17 protein-coding genes and 1 pseudogene are annotated in these 17,394 nt (G+C 40.0%); 7 read left to right on the forward strand and 11 right to left on the reverse strand.

Features of this window, described 5'->3' with window-relative positions:
• Positions 1 to 107 precede the first annotated feature (107 nt).
• Positions 108 to 1,178: a GNAT family N-acetyltransferase gene (locus tag FJX03_03035; protein ID MBM3632668.1), complete on the forward strand. Its 1,071-nt coding sequence runs from the start codon at positions 108 to 110 to the stop codon at positions 1,176 to 1,178.
• 182 nt (positions 1,179 to 1,360) lie between these two features.
• On the opposite strand, the pseudogene FJX03_03040 reads toward FJX03_03035, so the two are convergent.
• The 9 genes and pseudogenes from FJX03_03040 to FJX03_03080 all read right to left on the reverse strand — a co-directional run bounded on the left by FJX03_03040 (position 1,361) and on the right by FJX03_03080 (position 7,433).
• Positions 1,361 to 1,561, reverse strand: a pseudogene (locus FJX03_03040) (hypothetical protein).
• A 159-nt stretch (positions 1,562 to 1,720) separates the two neighbouring features.
• On the reverse strand, positions 1,721 to 1,975 hold the full coding sequence (locus FJX03_03045) for a Mitomycin resistance protein mcrB (protein MBM3632669.1): 255 nt from the start codon (positions 1,973 to 1,975) through the stop codon (positions 1,721 to 1,723).
• A 63-nt stretch (positions 1,976 to 2,038) separates the two neighbouring features.
• Complete coding sequence (gene tilS, locus FJX03_03050) at positions 2,039 to 3,289, reverse strand: tRNA lysidine(34) synthetase TilS (protein ID MBM3632670.1); 1,251 nt, start codon at positions 3,287 to 3,289, stop codon at positions 2,039 to 2,041.
• Positions 3,286 to 4,008 (reverse strand): 4-hydroxy-tetrahydrodipicolinate reductase, encoded by a 723-nt coding sequence (locus tag FJX03_03055; protein ID MBM3632671.1) that lies wholly within the window; start codon positions 4,006 to 4,008, stop codon positions 3,286 to 3,288. The genes tilS and FJX03_03055 overlap by 4 nt, the downstream gene beginning before the upstream one ends.
• Before the next feature lie 10 nt (positions 4,009 to 4,018).
• Positions 4,019 to 5,011, reverse strand: a complete 993-nt coding sequence (locus FJX03_03060) for an ABC transporter substrate-binding protein (GenBank protein MBM3632672.1) — start codon at positions 5,009 to 5,011, stop codon at positions 4,019 to 4,021.
• A complete protein-coding gene (locus FJX03_03065) occupies positions 5,008 to 5,448 on the reverse strand; it encodes a hypothetical protein (GenBank protein MBM3632673.1) in 441 nt (146 codons plus the stop codon). The genes FJX03_03060 and FJX03_03065 overlap by 4 nt, the downstream gene beginning before the upstream one ends.
• A 69-nt stretch (positions 5,449 to 5,517) precedes the next feature.
• The gene (grxC, locus tag FJX03_03070) at positions 5,518 to 5,775 is read right to left on the reverse strand and encodes a glutaredoxin 3 (GenBank protein MBM3632674.1); all 258 of its coding nucleotides are present in this window, start codon (positions 5,773 to 5,775) and stop codon (positions 5,518 to 5,520) included.
• A gap of 15 nt (positions 5,776 to 5,790) precedes the next feature.
• A complete protein-coding gene (locus FJX03_03075) occupies positions 5,791 to 6,537 on the reverse strand; it encodes a ComF family protein (protein ID MBM3632675.1) in 747 nt (248 codons plus the stop codon).
• A gap of 65 nt (positions 6,538 to 6,602) precedes the next feature.
• Positions 6,603 to 7,433 carry a hypothetical protein gene (locus FJX03_03080; protein ID MBM3632676.1) on the reverse strand — a complete coding sequence of 277 codons (831 nt, stop codon included), beginning with the start codon at positions 7,431 to 7,433 and terminating at the stop codon, positions 6,603 to 6,605.
• 176 nt (positions 7,434 to 7,609) lie between these two features.
• Here FJX03_03080 and FJX03_03085 point away from each other — a divergent pair, with 176 nt between their 5' ends.
• Complete coding sequence (locus FJX03_03085; protein ID MBM3632677.1) at positions 7,610 to 9,190, forward strand: serine hydrolase; 1,581 nt, start codon at positions 7,610 to 7,612, stop codon at positions 9,188 to 9,190.
• Positions 9,191 to 9,245: 55 nt separating this feature from the next.
• On the opposite strand, the gene FJX03_03090 is transcribed toward FJX03_03085, so the two are convergent.
• A complete protein-coding gene (locus FJX03_03090; GenBank protein MBM3632678.1) occupies positions 9,246 to 11,057 on the reverse strand; it encodes an ABC transporter ATP-binding protein/permease in 1,812 nt (603 codons plus the stop codon).
• A 210-nt stretch (positions 11,058 to 11,267) separates the two neighbouring features.
• Between FJX03_03090 and FJX03_03095 the strand changes: the two genes are divergently transcribed.
• From FJX03_03095 to FJX03_03115, 5 genes are all read left to right on the forward strand, one after another.
• Positions 11,268 to 12,632 (forward strand): MFS transporter, encoded by a 1,365-nt coding sequence (locus FJX03_03095; protein ID MBM3632679.1) that lies wholly within the window; start codon positions 11,268 to 11,270, stop codon positions 12,630 to 12,632.
• A gap of 96 nt (positions 12,633 to 12,728) precedes the next feature.
• Positions 12,729 to 13,334: a shikimate kinase gene (locus FJX03_03100; GenBank protein MBM3632680.1), complete on the forward strand. Its 606-nt coding sequence runs from the start codon at positions 12,729 to 12,731 to the stop codon at positions 13,332 to 13,334.
• Positions 13,335 to 13,430: 96 nt separating this feature from the next.
• Positions 13,431 to 14,054, forward strand: coding sequence for a hypothetical protein (locus FJX03_03105; protein ID MBM3632681.1), 624 nt, complete (start codon positions 13,431 to 13,433; stop codon positions 14,052 to 14,054).
• Between the two features lie 63 nt (positions 14,055 to 14,117).
• Positions 14,118 to 15,383: a DUF21 domain-containing protein gene (locus FJX03_03110; protein ID MBM3632682.1), complete on the forward strand. Its 1,266-nt coding sequence runs from the start codon at positions 14,118 to 14,120 to the stop codon at positions 15,381 to 15,383.
• A gap of 472 nt (positions 15,384 to 15,855) precedes the next feature.
• On the forward strand, positions 15,856 to 16,755 hold the full coding sequence (locus FJX03_03115) for a LysR family transcriptional regulator (GenBank protein MBM3632683.1): 900 nt from the start codon (positions 15,856 to 15,858) through the stop codon (positions 16,753 to 16,755).
• A gap of 127 nt (positions 16,756 to 16,882) precedes the next feature.
• On the opposite strand, the gene ruvX is transcribed toward FJX03_03115, so the two are convergent.
• Complete coding sequence (gene ruvX / locus FJX03_03120) at positions 16,883 to 17,383, reverse strand: Holliday junction resolvase RuvX (protein ID MBM3632684.1); 501 nt, start codon at positions 17,381 to 17,383, stop codon at positions 16,883 to 16,885.
• Positions 17,384 to 17,394: the final 11 nt, after the last annotated feature.

Here is a 17,394-nt window from a genome sequence, read left to right on the forward strand (position 1 = left end):
AAATTTTATTAGGGACGATTCTAACTAAGCAACGAACATTAAATTCTTTATATATTCTTTAATGATTTAATAGCGTTTTCTAGCATGCCTTAAGGAGGGAAAATTAAATGATTATCAATATATTTATAGTCTTTCTATTAAATTTGTGGATTTCTCATTCTGAAGCTTATGACTTTAGAGACACTTCAATGGAACCTTCCCTGAAAACACTTCGGTCTTCCTTCCCTAATACGTCAATCTCCAATAAGACTAAAAATAAAATTAAACAGTCAAGTGCAGTTCTTTCAGAAGGAAGCGAAAGAAGTAATAAAGGCCTCAGGCGTCTTACAAATCCTCTTAACGGTAAATATTATGTATCAGTTGAACAAGATCTTGTAGGCTTTCGCGTTCTTAAAAATCAATCGGGTGAAGCCTATAAACAAATAAAAATTAAATCAAATGAAGAAGGGGATAAATATCCTGTTGGAGCAGCCCCAAGAAGAATGCTTTCAAGGAAAGCAAATCCCTATGAGTCTAGTTTTAATTCGAGTTCTAATTCTAATTCTAATTCTGGTTTTTTGCCCCCCATAAGTGAAGAGGATAATGCAAATCAACATTTCGGACGGAGTGCATCTCTGCACCCTAATGTTTTTATGGGGGTCAATATAATTTCCCGAGCCGTTGTGGAAGCAGACTTGGTTCATTTAAATAGGTTGATGTTAGAATCAAAAAGAACGGCGGGAGGAGATAATTATAGTACAGAATATTTAGATGAATTTATGCGTAAACTTTCTTTCACGCCCGAAATTTTGAAGGTTTCAAAAGCTGAAGTTCTTCTAAAGGACGCAACTAGAGTTGGTTTTTATTCACTTTATATTAATGAAGATGGAGAATTAGAGTTAGATAACTTCTTTGTAGGGCCTCAGTATTTATATAAAGGTTATGGGAAAATGTTATGGGATCTTTGTCTTGCTATGGCTAGAACATATGGAAAACACAGTTTTATCTTATGGAGTAGTAAAGAAGCTGAAGAATTTTATAAAAAACGGGGGTGTGTAAAAATCGGAGAGAAGCCTTCGCCTGCAGACCCAAAACGTATACAACCCTTATTAAAATATGTTTTGGGCATTTCGAGGGAAAATCCTACAAGCATGTCAGCTGCTCGAAATAGTTCGTACGATAAAACCTATCTTACCTAATGTGGAGAGAACGCAACTACCCTTTGCTACCCTTATAATAAATAAGGATAATTCTCAAGAATTGTATAAATAAACTCAAAAGCCTATCTATTATTTTTAATTTTTTTAACTTGCTTTTTTGGTTCTACTTTCATTTCTTTTTTGCATTCGCTTTTACATAACCAATTACAATCGCTCTTGCATACCCTTCCGGCTCCCCATAACAAAAGGACTGTAAAAGATGCATTTATCACAATCATGTATTTGTTCATTGTGGGCGTCATGACCATAAATTTCATCTCCATAGGTAAGGAGACGAAATATGATAGGAAAACATGATGCAAAGTATGGAAAAATTCTGCACCTGCAAAAAAGAGAAGAACGTCGCGTAATTTATAACACATGTCATTCACCTCCATTCACTGTATAATATAGGACTTTCTTCTTAAATAAACAGTCTGTGAGGCCAAATTACGTTGGAAAAGAAAGACGATTGGAGAGTCACTTCATAACAAATTATTTTAGGATATCAAATTTTTTAAAAAGGGTTGCAGACGGCATAGTTACTTTTTCATTTTTCGTATTTTTGTCCAATCCCACCAAGGGGTTTTCTCACCTGTTTTTGCTTCATGAATGATGGCCGCAAAAACATCCCAAACACAGGGGTCTTGAGCATGACCTGTTAAAATTTCTAGTCGGCCAAAAAGGTCATCGGGTTCAGCTTGACTCAGTTGAATAATGGAGGTAATTCCTAACAATTCCAGGTCTTTATAAGTAGCTTTGCCAACATTTTTAAGTTTTAAGAGTTCATGCTTCATATTGCGGGCCTTTTTCAAAATTTTGTGTGCCAAAAAGAGACTGATTTTTAGGAAGGATGGGAATTAACATTTTAGAAAATCGTCAGCAAAGGGGCTAAAGGTAAAAGAGGGGAGAGGAACAACAAGATTTTCACCTTGCCATAAAGCAGGGAGAGTTTGAAGAATCAGGGAAGGAATATGCCTCAATTGTTCTTTTGATTTTTCGTCTAACAGCTGGAGGCCGTTACTTAATGTGTCAATTCGACAAGGAATATTTTTATGAATTTCAATAATGAAACGATCATCCCAATGATAAGTACCAGGTGATTCAACAAAAATTTGGGGTCCAACAGCTGCAGGTTCTCTTATAATCCACCATTCATTCGTTTTGTTCAAAATTTGACATCCTGCCAAGGTTATAGATTTTTCTGCCGTCAAAGCTGCCATCGCGCGATGCAAAGCTTGGCGTCGAACAGGATAATTTTTTGTGCCCATGAGTGTAAAAACTCGTTTTAATATTTCTTCAAAAACTTCCCCAGATTCTTTGGTAACTGTTTTTTTTAGAATGATGTAGCCATAGGGAGAAAAAGTCACATGGTGCTGAAGACAGGATGAGATGTATTGATCAATCAATCGTTGAGAATGCCTCAATCGCTCAAGAGTCTCCTGAAGACTTTTGGGGCTCAGTCCCTCTTCGGCGAGGATGGGCAGTAATTTGCGCCAGCGGATGCGGGCGAAGTCTTGGTTATTATTGCTGGGATCTTCAATAAAAGGCTGTCCAAATTCATGAAGTGTTTCTTTCAAACTTTGTGAATCAATGGTAAGGAGGGGGCGTAATATTCGTCCAAAAGGTGTAGAAATTTCATCCTGAATGCCCGTAAGCCCTTTGAGCCCGGATCCTTTAGCAAGACGAATCATAAACGTTTCAAGTTGATCTTGACTGTGATGTCCTGTTAATAAATGTTTGATACCATGGTCTTTGCACCATTGTCCCAATAAATGGTAGCGTGCTTCACGAGCTTTGGCTTGAAGTGCGGTTTCAGGGATCTTTCCCTCAGGGCCTCTTTGCCAGGTTAAAACATAATGATCTATTTTTTTTTCTTTCATCCAGCCCTTTACTTTGTAGGCCTCTTCAGTTGATTCCTTTCGTAATTGGTGATCAACCGTAAGAGCAATAGCTTTGCCATCCTGATCTTGAGCCCATTGATGTGCCAATAGGGTTAAAGCTAAACTATCGGGGCCGCCAGACGTGGCAACGGCGATTACGGGGGGTGAATCAAAGGGGGTAAAACGATTCATCAATTGTTTAAATTCAAAATGCGAAAGTGAACTCATAATCCAAGAACATCTTTCATGGAATAGAGTCCAGGATTTTGGTGGATAACCCACTCGACTGCACGCAAGGCACCTTTAGCATAAAGATTTCGCGAAAGTCCTCGATGACTTAGTTCAATCATTTCTTCATCATCAATAAAACGAACTGAGTGATCTCCAATAATCAGGCCGCCTCTTTGGACAGAAAAACCAATAGAGCCTTTGGGGCGTTCCCCTTGTCGATCCGGCCAGTTTTGTAAGGATGATAGTTCTTTTTTCCGCCCTTGTGCGGCGGCGTTACCCAGTATGAGTGAGGTACCAGAGGGAGCATCTTTCTTGTGGCGGTGGTGAATCTCTGAAATTTCAATGTCATATGTTTCGTCTAGGAGATTGGCTGATTGTTGAACAAGGTTTGTCAATAAAGTTATACCTACGCTCATATTGGCAGCCACCACCATCGGAATTTTTAAAGCCGCTTCTGAAAGAGTTTTTTCATGCTTTGGTTGGAAGCCCGTTGTTCCAATGACTAAAGGTTTTTTTAAGGTTATGGCTAGATTGATATAAGTGCTTAATGATTCAGGAGAGGTAAAATCAATAATCACGTCACTTTGTTCAAAAAGAGAGGAAACATTATCCCTTCTGCCGGCAATACTTAAGCGGCATCTCGGATGGTTTTGGAGTGCATTCAATATCGTTTGGCCCATGCGGCCTGTAGATCCTAATACGCCAACGTAAATCATGTGACAATCCTTATAGCTTTCGAATTTCCTTCGTCATTTTAGGAAGCGATAAGTTTAGGGAAACGAGTGTCTTTTCGTTAACCACTACTTCAGAAGGTGTGTCATAGACAATGGGGATATCCAAAGGTTTCTTACCCTTTAATATTGCACTTACAATCTCGCCTGTTTTCCGTCCCATTGCGTATCGGTCATAAGCAAGGGCTGCCAAGACTCCTCTCTCAACAGAAGCAGAATCATTGGCAAAAACAGGTACTTTATGCTTTAAAGCAGCTAATACAATAGCACCAACTGCAGCCATGGCTGTATTGTCATTTGGAAAAAAAATTGCGTCAACTTTACCGATTAAGCTTGTCGTAGCGCTCGTGGCATCTGCCGTATTATTTAGGGCAGTATAAATTAATCGAATCCCTTTAGTTTTTGCAACTTTTTCCATTTCATTTAAAAAACTGACGGAATTAACTTCCGCAGGGTTAAAAAGTACACCTAGGGTGGCCAGATGTGGTAAAAAAGCACGCATCATTTCAAGTTGTGGTTCAGGTTCCATAAAATCGCTGACGCCTGTCACAAGGGGCAGAGGTTCTGATTTTTTAGTAATTAATTTTGCAGCTACAGGATTGGTAACAGCCGTAAATACAAGCGGAACTGACATTGTTGAAACCAAGGGCAACAGTATTTGTGCTGATTGGGTCGACAAGGCTACCAAAATTTTAGGATGAAGAGAGGCAAATTTAGTGCCAATTTGAGTGGCTGTAGAAACATTCCCGTGAGCATTCTCATAAATAATTTTTGCAGATTTTTCATCAAAGCCATTAGCAGCAAGTTCAGCCAACAACCCTTTACGAACCGTATCAAGAGTATGATGCTCAATAATTTGTGTAATGGCAATGACAGGCAAATTCTTCGATTGGAACGAAGAAGAATAATGTTTAGGCCAGAAAAAATAAAACGTGCTTCCGACAATAATAAGGAAAAAAAGTAAAAGCCGTTTAAAATTTTGCGTCATGACTCACTTTTCTTGTTATTTTGGGAGGCCGTATCTTCTGATGACTCAAGGGTGATCGGCTTTGCTGGTGAGTTAAGTTTGTCTAACATAGAGCCATCTAAATCAGAATAACCTCCAATATATTTATTATTAATAAAAATTCTGGGAACAGTCATTGATTCTTCCATGGGGCGGCGCTCACTTGGCGGCATTTGTTCATAAGCTCTTTTTTTCATTTGATCATAGAGATCACGGCGACCTGCCAAACTAATTTCTTTATAAGGGATTGAGCGATCATCAAACATTGCTTTTGCTCTTCCACATCCCCCACATCCCGGTATGGTATAAATTTCAACGAGAACTGTAGAATTATTGACTGATGTTGGGAGAACAGGTTTGGCTAAACTCGGGTTTGTGATGGCGGAAATAATGAAAAGTAAGTAAGCTAAATGACGCATAGTCTGGTAATCCTCTTTTTAAAAAATAAACTTATCCTACTCTTAAAATAAGGATAATGAAAAAAAAATTCAATGGTTTAGATAAGTATTTAATTCTTGGGCTACATAAAGTGCGTAAAGATCATCAAAACCACCGATATGTACGTCACCAATAAAAATCTGAGGGACGGAAGTTCTACCGTTTGACCGTAAAATCATTTCTTTCCGTAAATCGTCACTTGTTGATACATCAATAATTTTATAAGGCACACCTAATTTATCGAACAATGCTTTTGCTCGAACACAATAGGGACAAATGGGGGTCACATAAATGATAACATCTTGCATAATATAGCCTCTTATTTATAGAGGAGTTATAACACGTGCGAGGGTTAAGATGCGAACTTCTTTTGCGCCTCCTTTTAGTAAAATTCGGGTACACTCTATTGTTGTTGCTCCTGTTGTAAAAACATCATCAATTAACGTGACAGATTTTCCTGTAAGAAAAGATAATTTCTGGTCGGGGATTATAAAAGCCCCCCGCACATTTGCTTGTCTTTCTTTGCGATTTTGATGTGCCTGCTTTTGAGTTGAGCGCTGCCGTTTGAGAAGATCGGTACGTGTAGGGATGTTTGTGAGATGTGTGAGATGATAAGACAAAAGGGCTGCTTGATTATATTGCCGCATAAATAAACGCTTCCAATGCAAAGGAATGGGAATTAATAAATCGGTTTGAGATAAAATATTTTGGCCTGCAATCAACATCAATTTACTTAAACCCGGAGCTAAATAGGTTCCATCACCTTGTTTAAATTTTAAGATAAGAGAGCGGGAGCTATCTTGATAGGCGAGGGTGCTTCTGCATTGCTTAAATAAAGGGGGAAGGCGGTGGCAGTGAGGGCATAATGTTTGTTCTGGTGTCTCGAAAGAAAATGGCCATCCACATAAAGCGCAGCAAGGAGATGATAAAAAAGTACACTCTTTCCAACAATGAGAACAAAGTGTGTGATGTTCCAAGACAATATTTGCGCACCCAATACAACGAGGAGGGAGGATCAAATCTAAAAAAGACGAAGCGTAAGACTGAATAAATGGAGAGTGATGTGGCATAAAAAATTCCCCCAAAGGTCACCTTTGAGGGAATCATGGCAAAATTGGGATAAAGATGAAAGTCTCTATACTGGCGCAGCTTCTTCATCTTCTGAACTCGTTTCTTCTTCTGTCGTTTCTTCTTCCTTTTTATCTTCCTCAGTGGATTCTTCTTCTGCTTCTTCAGTCGCTTCGGGCTTAGCGACTGCAGCACCAACAGTCATTTGGGCTTGCGCTCCGGGAATGCCATTTACCATTTGGGTACTAACCATTTGGGGATTTCCCGGCATTTGTTGAGGCATCATTCCTCTTTGCTGCATTTGTTGCATCATTTGAGGATTCATCTGAGGGTTCATTTGAGAATTCATCATTTGGGGATTTCCCCCCATTTGTTGAGGCATCATTCCTCTTTGTTGCATCTGTTGCATCATTTGTGGATTCATCATTTGCGGATTTCCTCCCATTTGGTGCGGCATCATTCCTCTTTGTTGCATCATTTGTGGATGTCCGCCCATTTGCTGAGGCATTCCAGGAGAATGTTGTATCATTTGTGGATTCCCAGGTGTTTGAGATTGAGGGAAGCTTCCAATAAGGCGTTGTCCGACTTGTCCAAGAAGACCTTGTTGTTGAGCACCAATGGTCATAGGGGCAATAAATGTGGGATTGATAAGGTTACAATTACCTTTATCACAAATATTTAGAGTTCGAGACTTTCTATCAAAGATAGATACAAAATTACCATTACTTGTTACGACGAATTGATCTTGGTCATACCCATAGTAAATGACAGCAAAAACACTTGTAAGTATTGTTGCGCAGATTAAAAATGTGGCGCGGATGGTATTCATTATTCCTCCTCGTGATCGCACTTCTTTTGAAGTATAGGGACTTTCGTCGTATAATTGATCGTATTCCATAATGGCTCTTCGATAATTTTCACTTAACTATATTTCTATCTTAAGGATTCTTTATTAAAATATCGTAAATGATATAGGTAAATTTTAGTGAATAATACTTTGTGTCGTGCTATAGGTTGAGTGTGGAAAGAAATCATGCTACGACTCAGTGAATAGCATATACGTAGGTTTTTTTCATGAAACGTCATTTTTTGTTTTTCTGGCTTTTTATTGTCAGTTTTTCGCCTATTTGCGGAAAAGACCGTGCTGAACTTTCCACTGTTTTGCCTATTTTGGAAACTTACATAAATCAAGCTATGAGTGCGGAAGGTGTTCCTGGGGCGATCGTAGTTATTGTTAAAGATGGTAAAGTTATTTATCTAAAGGGCTTTGGCGTAAAGATTTACGGAAAAAAAGACTCGGTAGATAAGCACACACCCTTTGCAATAGCTTCTTTAACAAAGAATTTTACCAACACACTCATTGCTCGTTTGGTGGATCAAGGTAAGCTTCACTGGGACGACAAAGTCTCTAAATACTTACCTGACTTCCAGTTGGGAAATGCGAAAATTTCCCAAGAAATGACGATAAGAGATATTTTATCTCACCGCACGGGTTTGCCGGGTTTTTCGGGAGATACGCTTAATGAATTGGGATGGAGTGCTCCGGAGATTGTTAAGGGTATGAAAAAAATACCTCTAGAAGGAGGATTTGGAAAGACCTTTACCTATCAAAACATTCTTGTAGGCCTTATGGGGGCTATTATTGAAAAGGTGACGGGAAAGTCCTTATTGCAAAATTATCAAGAAGAAATCTTTCAACCTGCTGGTTTAGAAGAAACCAAATTTGGAGATAGAAATCCCCCAACATTTTGGCAAAAATTTTTTAGAGCTTTCCAAAGAAAAGATGAGCAACCAACCTTTCATGATATTTTTCAAGGAAAAACGCGTTATCTACCCCAAGGGAATCCAGCACTCTATACATTTCCTGCGTCAAGTGGCCTCATTTCGACCGGAGAAGATTTAGGCAAATGGATGATATTTCAGCTTAATATGACGCGAGTGAATGGTAAGCCTACCATTAGTGAACTTAATTTGAATCAAATGCGGACCCCTTATGTAGATGTTCAAGTACAAGGAGGGCGCCAGTGGCCACAAAATCGTGTCACAAGGCTTCAATATGGCATGGGTTGGTTCATTCATGATTATGCAGGTGTTGATGTTTTAAGTCATATGGGGGGAATGGAAGGCACACGTTCATTCCTTATGCTTATTCCCGAAGATAATATGGGTGTTGCAATTGTGGCAAACCTAGGGGGTATGCGGGTCAGCCTTTTTCCGGAAGCGATTCGCAGTAAATTTTTGGATTTATATTTAAATGTCAAGGAAGAGATTGATTGGGCAAAAAACTTGCGTGTCGATCATCAAGACCTTATGCAAAAATATATTACAGGGCGTCGGGAACAAATGATGCAAGGGTTAGCGCCCGCTAGAAGTTTAAATGATTACGTAGGAATTTATGAAAATGATCTCTATGGAAAAGTGGAAATTGTAAATAAAGACAATAATTTAGTTCTTATTTATCGCGATCTACCCGAAACAAAGCTTACGCATTGGAATGGAAATGGGTTCCAATTTGAAGGAACGGCCTTCGCCAGTGGATTTTCTGGGACGGACTCGGGTGAAATTACATTTTCTGATGATCATGGAAAATCCCAACGTTTGATGATTAATCTTCTGCGCGAGGGGGAGGATCCCATCTTTAATAGGGTTCATTAGTTTACCGTAAAGATAAAATCACACCCTCACTATTTGTGATGTTCCCTCTTCTTTATTAGTCTGAGGAAGAATATTCCAGATGCTCTTGTTGGCGTTGCCACATAACGGCATATAACCCTTTTTGCCCTAAAAGGGCTTTGTGCCGTCCTCTCTCAACAATTTTCCCTTGATCAAGAACAAGGATTTCATCTGCATCAATAACTGTTGAAAGTCGATGTGCGATAATAACAGTACTATGGTTGGCTGAAAGTTCTTGAAGATTAGCTTGAATTTGTTTTTCTGTATGCGTATCCAAGGCAGACGTGGACTCGTCAAATAAAAATATTTGAGGTTTTTTGAGTAATGTCCTTGCAATAGCAACTCTTTGCTTTTCGCCTCCCGATAATTTAAGCCCTCGCTCTCCCACGCGGGTTTTGTATTTTTCAGGTAGACTCATTATAAATGTGTGGATATGGGCCTGACGGGCCGCGTCTTCAATTTGGGAATGCGAAGCACGAGGGTTGCCATATGCAATGTTATATTCAATTGTATCGTTAAACAAAACGGTATCTTGGGGGACAACGCCAATACTTTGGCGCAAGGATTTTTGGGTGACTTCTCTGATATCTTGATTATCAATAGTAATACTTCCATCCGTTACATCATAAAATCGGAAAAGAAGGCGACCAAGGGTAGATTTTCCTGCACCACTCGATCCTACGATAGCAATGGTCTTGCCGGCTTCTAAGCGAAAAGAAATATGTTTTAAGATGGGGCGGTCAACCGTATACGAAAAACTAACATTATCAAAGACAATCTCCCCACCCTCTACCACCAATGCAGGGGCATTGGGCTGGTCTTGAATTTCTTCGGGCACGCTGAGTAGGTCAAACATAGCTTCCATACTCACTAAGGCTAACTTCACTTCGCGATAAGCAAATCCTAGAGTGAATAAAGGAATATAAAGCTGAAGGAGATAAGTGTTAACAGCAGCAAAGTCTCCGACTGTCATTTTTTGGGTGCTTACGGAGGCGGCGGCCAAAAGCATAACAGCTACCAATCCCAAAGAAATTATAACAGCTTGCCCTATGTTAAGGAGAGAAAGGGAAGTCTTACTTTTAATAGCCGCTGATTCATATTTTTTAAGAGCAGAGTCAAATCGTGAGGCTTCATGCTGTTCATTGTTAAAATATTTGACTGTTTCGAAATTCAATAAGCTATCTATGGCCTTTGTATGGGCTTCCGAGTCTGTAGCATTCATAGTTCGGACAAAGCCAATGCGCCATTCTGTAATTGTAAGGGTGAAGACAATGTAGATAATCATGGTCAAAAGAGTAATGAGTGAGAATCGATAATCGTAAAGCACCCACAATACAATGGCGACTAAAAGAATTTCAACAAGGGTGGGAATAATATTAAAGGTTAAAAATTGGAGGAGGGATTCAATCCCTTTGGTTCCGCGTTCTATTGCGCGACTGAGACCACCGGTTTGGCGTTCGAGGTGAAAGCGCAGTCCTAAGGTATGCAAATGATGAAATATGGACAACCCAACTTGCCGAATAGCTCGTTGGGCTACCGTTGCAAAAATGCCATCCCGAATTTCCGCAAAAAGAGTGGAAACAAGTCGTGCTATCCCATAGGAGATGATGAGGATGACGGGAAGGGTTATAATACCTTGCTGTAGGGGAGAAAGCGCATCAATGCTCCCCTTAAATAGAAGCGGCACAATAAGTGTTGCGCCCTTCGCAATAATTAAGGAAATAAAGGAAAAAATAACTCTTGCTCGAATTTTAGGCAAAGTTCGTGGCCATATATAAGGTAAAATTTTTCTTAATGTTCTCATATTGGGGGTTAAGGAATCTTTTTTTAAGTTTGGTGTGGTGGTCATAAAATACCTCAGATTGAGCTTTTGACCTCATTATACGGGGTCTAATCACATAAGGCACAATATTTTTTCTTTTTTTTCAAGTTGTGTTAGGATAGGGTGTGGAATTGATATCAACAAGGATTGTTTGTGATTGCCTTTTATGATTATGAATTCAATACAGCTTCACCTACAATCTATTTTCATATACTTCAAATAAGTTAGGAAGAAAGCATGAAACAGATGCACAGTGCTAATGTGGCTTCGTTTGAGGATACAATTGCCATTTCCACCGTTGAAAATGAACCGGAAAAAACTCTCCGGGAGCGGTATTCTTATTGGCGTATCCGCATACTTTACAGTATGATATTTGGCTATGCGGCTTTTTACTTGGTTAGAATGAACTTTTCTATGGCTTTACCGGCGATCAGCGCCGAGTATGGCTATACCAAAACTCAGCTTGGAGCCATTATTACCTTATGGTCCATAATTTACGGTGTTGGTAAGTTCGTGAATGGATATTTTAGCGACCGTTCAAATGCCCGCTATTTTATGACATTGGGGTTGTTGGGAGCAGCCGTAAGCAGTTTTTTTATGGGATTTGGCTCAAGTCTTTACTATTTTGGATTTTTTTGGGCCATTAATGCCTGGTTTCAATCTATGGGATGGCCACCGGTTGCACGACTCTTAACCCATTGGTATAGCCCCACTGAACTGGGGACAAAGTGGGGTCTGACCAACATGTCCCATCAAATTGGGGGTGCTGCAATCGTGTTGATTGCAGGTTATTTGGTTCAACATTATGGATGGCAGTCTGCCTTTATTTTGCCTGCAATTCTTGTTCTGGGCATTGCGGCCCTCCTCTTCAACCGATTACGAGACACTCCCCAATCCATTGGGCTTCCTTCCATTGAGCAGCATAAAGGTTTGGTGAAAAATCCTTTAGAAACGGAAGAGGAACATCTTGCGCCCAAAGCCCTTATCATGCGTGTTTTGAAAAATCGTTTGCTTTGGTATGTTTGCCTCGGGAATATGTTTTTATATGTTGTTCGTATGGGAGTATTTAATTGGGCGCCTACTTTTTTAAGTGAGTTAAAAGGCGCCTCCTTAATGTCTTCAGGACGGCAAGTTGCTGGATTTGAGATTGCGGGAATAACGGGTGGTATTGCAGCAGGTTGGGCTTCTGATCGGTTCTTTTCAGGTCGTCGCGGGCCTGTAAGTGTTATTTACATGGGACTTTTGACGGCAAGCTTATTCTATTTTTGGTGGGTACCGGCAGGTAATCATCTCATGAATGGTATTGCCATGATGGCTGTTGGCTTCTTGGTATATGGTCCTCAAGTTCTAGCAGGTGTTGCTGCCGCTGACTTTGCTTCCAAGAAAGCCGTTGGTATGGCCAATGGTTTAACAGGTACATTTGGTTATTTAGGAAGTGGTTTATCTGGTATCTGCGTGGGGTGGGTTGCTGATCATTATGGATGGGGCGGAGGCTTTGTTTTCTTTATTGTTGCCTCACTTTTGGCAACGTTTTTCTTCTCTTTAACCTGGAATAATCGCGCCAAAGTTCTTGAAGAGCAGGCAGAAGCCCATATTGAGTAAAGATCCCGAGCTGCAAACCCTTAATCAGTGAGCCGTACGCATCTCTCACGATTTCTTTCTTGAGTTGATGACGGGAGTGCTGTATATTTTTCAATCATGAAAGAAGAATCGAATTATCGCCCATCGGGAGCGCCCCTTAGCTTTCGTCCTCCTAAGACAATTGTTCTGGTTGGCCTCATGGGGGCCGGCAAAACGAGCATTGGCAGACGTCTCGCTAAACGCCTTGAAGTTCCTTTTTACGACTCTGATATGGAAGTTGAATCCGCAGCAGGGTGTCATATTAAGGAAATTCTTGATATTTTTGGAGAAGAAGCCTTTGTTAATGGTGAATTTCGCGTCATTAATAGATTGCTCGAGCAAGATCCTCATGTCCTTGCAACGGGAGGAGGGTCTTTCATGTATCCAGCCACCCGAGAGCAGATTAAAGAAAAGGCAATTTCTGTTTGGTTGAAAGCAGATCTAGACACTCTTGTAGCCCGAGTATCTAGACGTACAGATCGACCTCTGTTAGAAGATGCAACCCGTCATCGAACAACTTTAGAAGAATTTATTGCCGAGCGATATCCTATTTATGGCGAAGCCAATGTCGTTGTACAAACCTTTGACGAGCCAACCAACACAACCGTTGATCGTGTAATTGCTGCTTTAGCTGAATATATTCGTGATAATTATCCAGCCCAGTATGTTTTAAAAGCGTTTTAGTAAGGGTTTACCCCAATGATTAAGTCCATAAGTAATCAGTGCTTCCTTTACTCTTTGTAGAAAAGTTCTTATGATTAAAAGGCTAGGGATGTAGATATGGTTGAACAATTGAGAAAAAGAATAGAGTTCAGAATGCAATACAAAAATGCTTTTATGTCGTTTCTATTCATGATGGGCATGACATTGTTTTTTAGTGTTTTGGCAAATGCTGAAACTTCTAACTCAGATCATATAGATCAATTTTCCCAATGCCAGCATTCATTAAAGCGCTTTAATACTCATTTAGAAAAATGCTCTAAAACAAGGTCTGCACAACCATATTACGAAGCTTTGTTCAAACAAATGCAAGAATTCTTGAGTATGACAAGCGTTCCTACCAATTCATCACAAGTCGCCAAGTGTGAGAATCTGCTAAAGGTCATTCAAGATATTGTTGGCACGCACCACGAAGGTCCTGATTTAGAGCCTATGCCTGCTTGCCCTACACCAAGCCAAGGAAAACTCACAAATTCTGTTCTGGATACCGGATCTCGTAGGCCGCTGCGAAAGAATATTCAGTATGTATATAATGAAGGAACACAAAAGAAGATAAAAGTGAGTGAGGAAAGTGAGGAACCTAAGAAAGAGGGAGAAGAAGAACATTATCTGACTTCAAAGTCAACTCGCCCCTCTACACCATCGAAGCTGGATCCTTCTGGAGTGCCGAGAGAGCTTGAATAAACTACTACCCTACAATTCGCGTCCGTTAATCTATTCTCTGCACAGGATGGTTCAACTTAAAAAATGACCTTTTTATTGGCTTTCATCATTCTTATATTACTCATTGGGGCAGGTTTTCTGTCTGCTTCTGAAACAGCAATTACTGCAGCTTCAAAGCCAAAACTCCATCATATGGCAAAACGAGGGGATAAGAAGGCTGTTCATATTCGCTTACTTCAACAAACCCCGGGTCTTACCTTGAGTGCTCTTTTGATGTGTGCCACTGTTTTTATTACTTTTGCTACCTCTTTAATGACAAAACTCATTGATACTCTTTTTCAGGAGGGAAATGGCATCATTTATGCACCGATAATTGCCAGTGCTCTCATCGTAATTTATGCAGAAACGATGCCAAAGATTATTGCAGTCAATCAACCTGAGCGTGTCGCTGTATTTTTGGCTACTCCTATGAGATTTATTTGCAAAATTTTTCGTCCCCTGACTATAGCCATTAATTTTATTGCACGGGTGACCTTAAAGTTATTCCGTTTTAATGTGCGAGTGACCTCAACGTCTCATGCAACTGTTGAGGAACTGCGTGGCGTCATCGATCTTCATCATGGTCCAGGACAAGATGTTCCTCATGAGCGTGCCATGCTGAAAGGGATATTGGATTTAGGGTCCGTACAGGTAGGGGAAATTATGGTGCATCGTAAGAATGTAACCATGATTGATGCTGATGACACTCTGGAAACGATTGTTGAGCAAGTTTTGGCGTGTCCATTTACCCGTGTCCCCTTATTTAGAACTGACCCAGACAATGTTATAGGCATCATCAATGCTAAGGCTCTTCTGCGGGCGGTACAAGCCCAAGGGGGCCAGGTGGGTAAATTGGATATCACAACGATTGCAAGCCCACCCTGGTTTGTACCTGAAAGTACGGATCTACTTGAACAACTTCAAGCTTTTCGATTGAGACGCGAACACTTCTCCTTAGTGGTTGATGAATATGGCTCTATTATGGGTATTGTAACCCTAGAAGACATTTTAGAAGAAATAGTGGGTGACATTTCAGATGAACATGATGTTACAGTTAAAGGAGTAAGAGCCCAAGAAGATGGATCATTCATCGTAGATGGAAATGTAACCATTCGGGATCTTAATCGTCAATTCGAATGGGACTTGCCGGATGAAGACGCCGCCACAATTGCTGGTTTGGTTTTGTTTGAAGTTCGGTTGATTCCTGAAGTCGGGCAAGCTTTTATGTTAGCTGACTTCCGTTTTGAGGTTATGCGACGCCATCGCAATCAAATCACTCTTTTGCGGATCACCCCCCCCGAGAAGAGATAATAAGCAAACCCAACAAGGGTGGCGAAATGTCGCAACAAGGGCGTGAAATTACTTTAAATGTTTTTATTCAATATGTTAGTTGAGTGTAGGCTCAGGAAAATTTCTGAAGTGCGCACAATTATCCTAAAATTATAGTGCAACTTTGGGTGTTATTTTATTAAATAAGTATGGATATAAGGGTTGCTAACAATGCAGTATCCACTTTGATATAAATGTTTTTTTGATGGAGTTAGATCATGGAAAAAATTAATTGTGAATTAAAAACTGCAAATTGTGTTTATGCCCCTATTTTTGCAAAATAGCAAAAAACAGGCTTATGAGTGTGGAAAAATAATCAAAATTATATATTACACTCGTTTTTAGTGTCCATTTGCAGCCCTGGTTGGTATGCTTAATTTGATCATTGTATAAATCAATATTATTATTGTATATCAATGAGTATAGAATTAAGTGGCACTTCAAGGATTAACTAGTGGATTTTAACTTAAATCATCTTAGATCATTCATTATTGTAGCCCGTACTGGAAATCTTAGTGCAGCAGCTAAAGAGTTAGGGACAACCCAGCCAAATTTAGGCCGTCAAATGACGGCCCTCGAAAAAGAAGTAAATCTCATACTTTTTGTTCGACATTCTCGCGGACTTGCTCTTACAAAACACGGGCAAGATTTTTTAAATTTATGTCAGGAAGTGGTGGGAAGACTAGCCCAAGGTACGGATGTAATACGTGAAAAAGATTCTGAACCTGAGGGAATGTTTAAGTTTACAAGTGGAATTGGTTTGCTTGAGACTGTTTTAGAAAATATTGCTTTATTCTCCGATAAATACCCCAAAATATCTTTTAGTTTTTCTTCAATAATCAATATTTACCAATTGCAAATAGGGGATGCAGATGCATCGGTTGGTTTGTATTCACAAAGTACTGCCGATTCAAATTTTATTGCCCGCCATCTGTACGATACTTCGATGCGTGTATATGCATCTCCCGAGTATTTAGCCAAGAATTCAACACCGAAAACGTTTGCAGATCTTCAACATCATAAGGTTCTTATATTTGGTGGTAATGAATTTGAAATTATGAATCAGCAGATTATGAAGCATACTTCGCCCCTTGTTATAACCCCTTTTGTAGAAGTTTTTACAGGCCCTGGAATGCGGACTCTTCTACTTTCAGGGGCAGGCATTGGATGCTACGGTTACCACAAGGAACTTATAGAAAAGGGCCTGCTGATTGATGTTTTTCCTGATCTGCCAAATAGTATAGTTTCCTATTATTATAGCTATCACAAACGGCTTGAAGGATCCCCCAAAATTAATGCATTTTACGAGTTTTTAAAAGAGATCACCAAAATCTGGGAACACCCGAAGGAGTAAGAATGTGGTCGTCCATTTATTGCATTTCAACGGTTGTTCAAGAAGTTAAACAGTGATTTTATACGATCCGGCCATTGCAGCTTTCACGCATAAAATCATAGTCATTTTAAGTTAAAGTCAAGTTTCACTAAAACCTATTGTAGCTAAAACCACCAGCGTTGGAGTCAATGGTTTTTAAGCGATCTAGGGCCCCTTGAAGAATGTATGTTGCCGCTAACTTATCTACGACTTCTCCGCGACGCTTGCGAGACATATCCGCGCTTAACAGCGTTCGATTCACAGCCGCAGTTGATAGACGCTCATCCCACAAAGCAACGAGCACTTGAGACAGCTCAGACATTGATCTGGCAAACTCTCTCATTTTTTCAGCTTGCGGCCCATATGAACCGTTCATATTTATGGGAAGGCCAACAACGATGCCTAAGGCGTGATATTGGTTACCAAGACTCAATATGGAAGCAATATCGGCATTTCTATTGGTGCGTCGAATCACGGTAACAGGTGTAGCAATACACCATGTTTCGTCTGAGATTGCGACCCCTATAGTGTTTTCGCCCAAATCAATACCCATAATTCTTCGGCCGCGTTCGCGATAACTTGCAAAGCTATTTAAGTCATAAAGTGGCATAATACTCTCCT

This window comes from Alphaproteobacteria bacterium (genome assembly GCA_016870095.1).
Taxonomy (GTDB): domain Bacteria; phylum Pseudomonadota; class Alphaproteobacteria; order Paracaedibacterales; family VGCI01; genus VGCI01.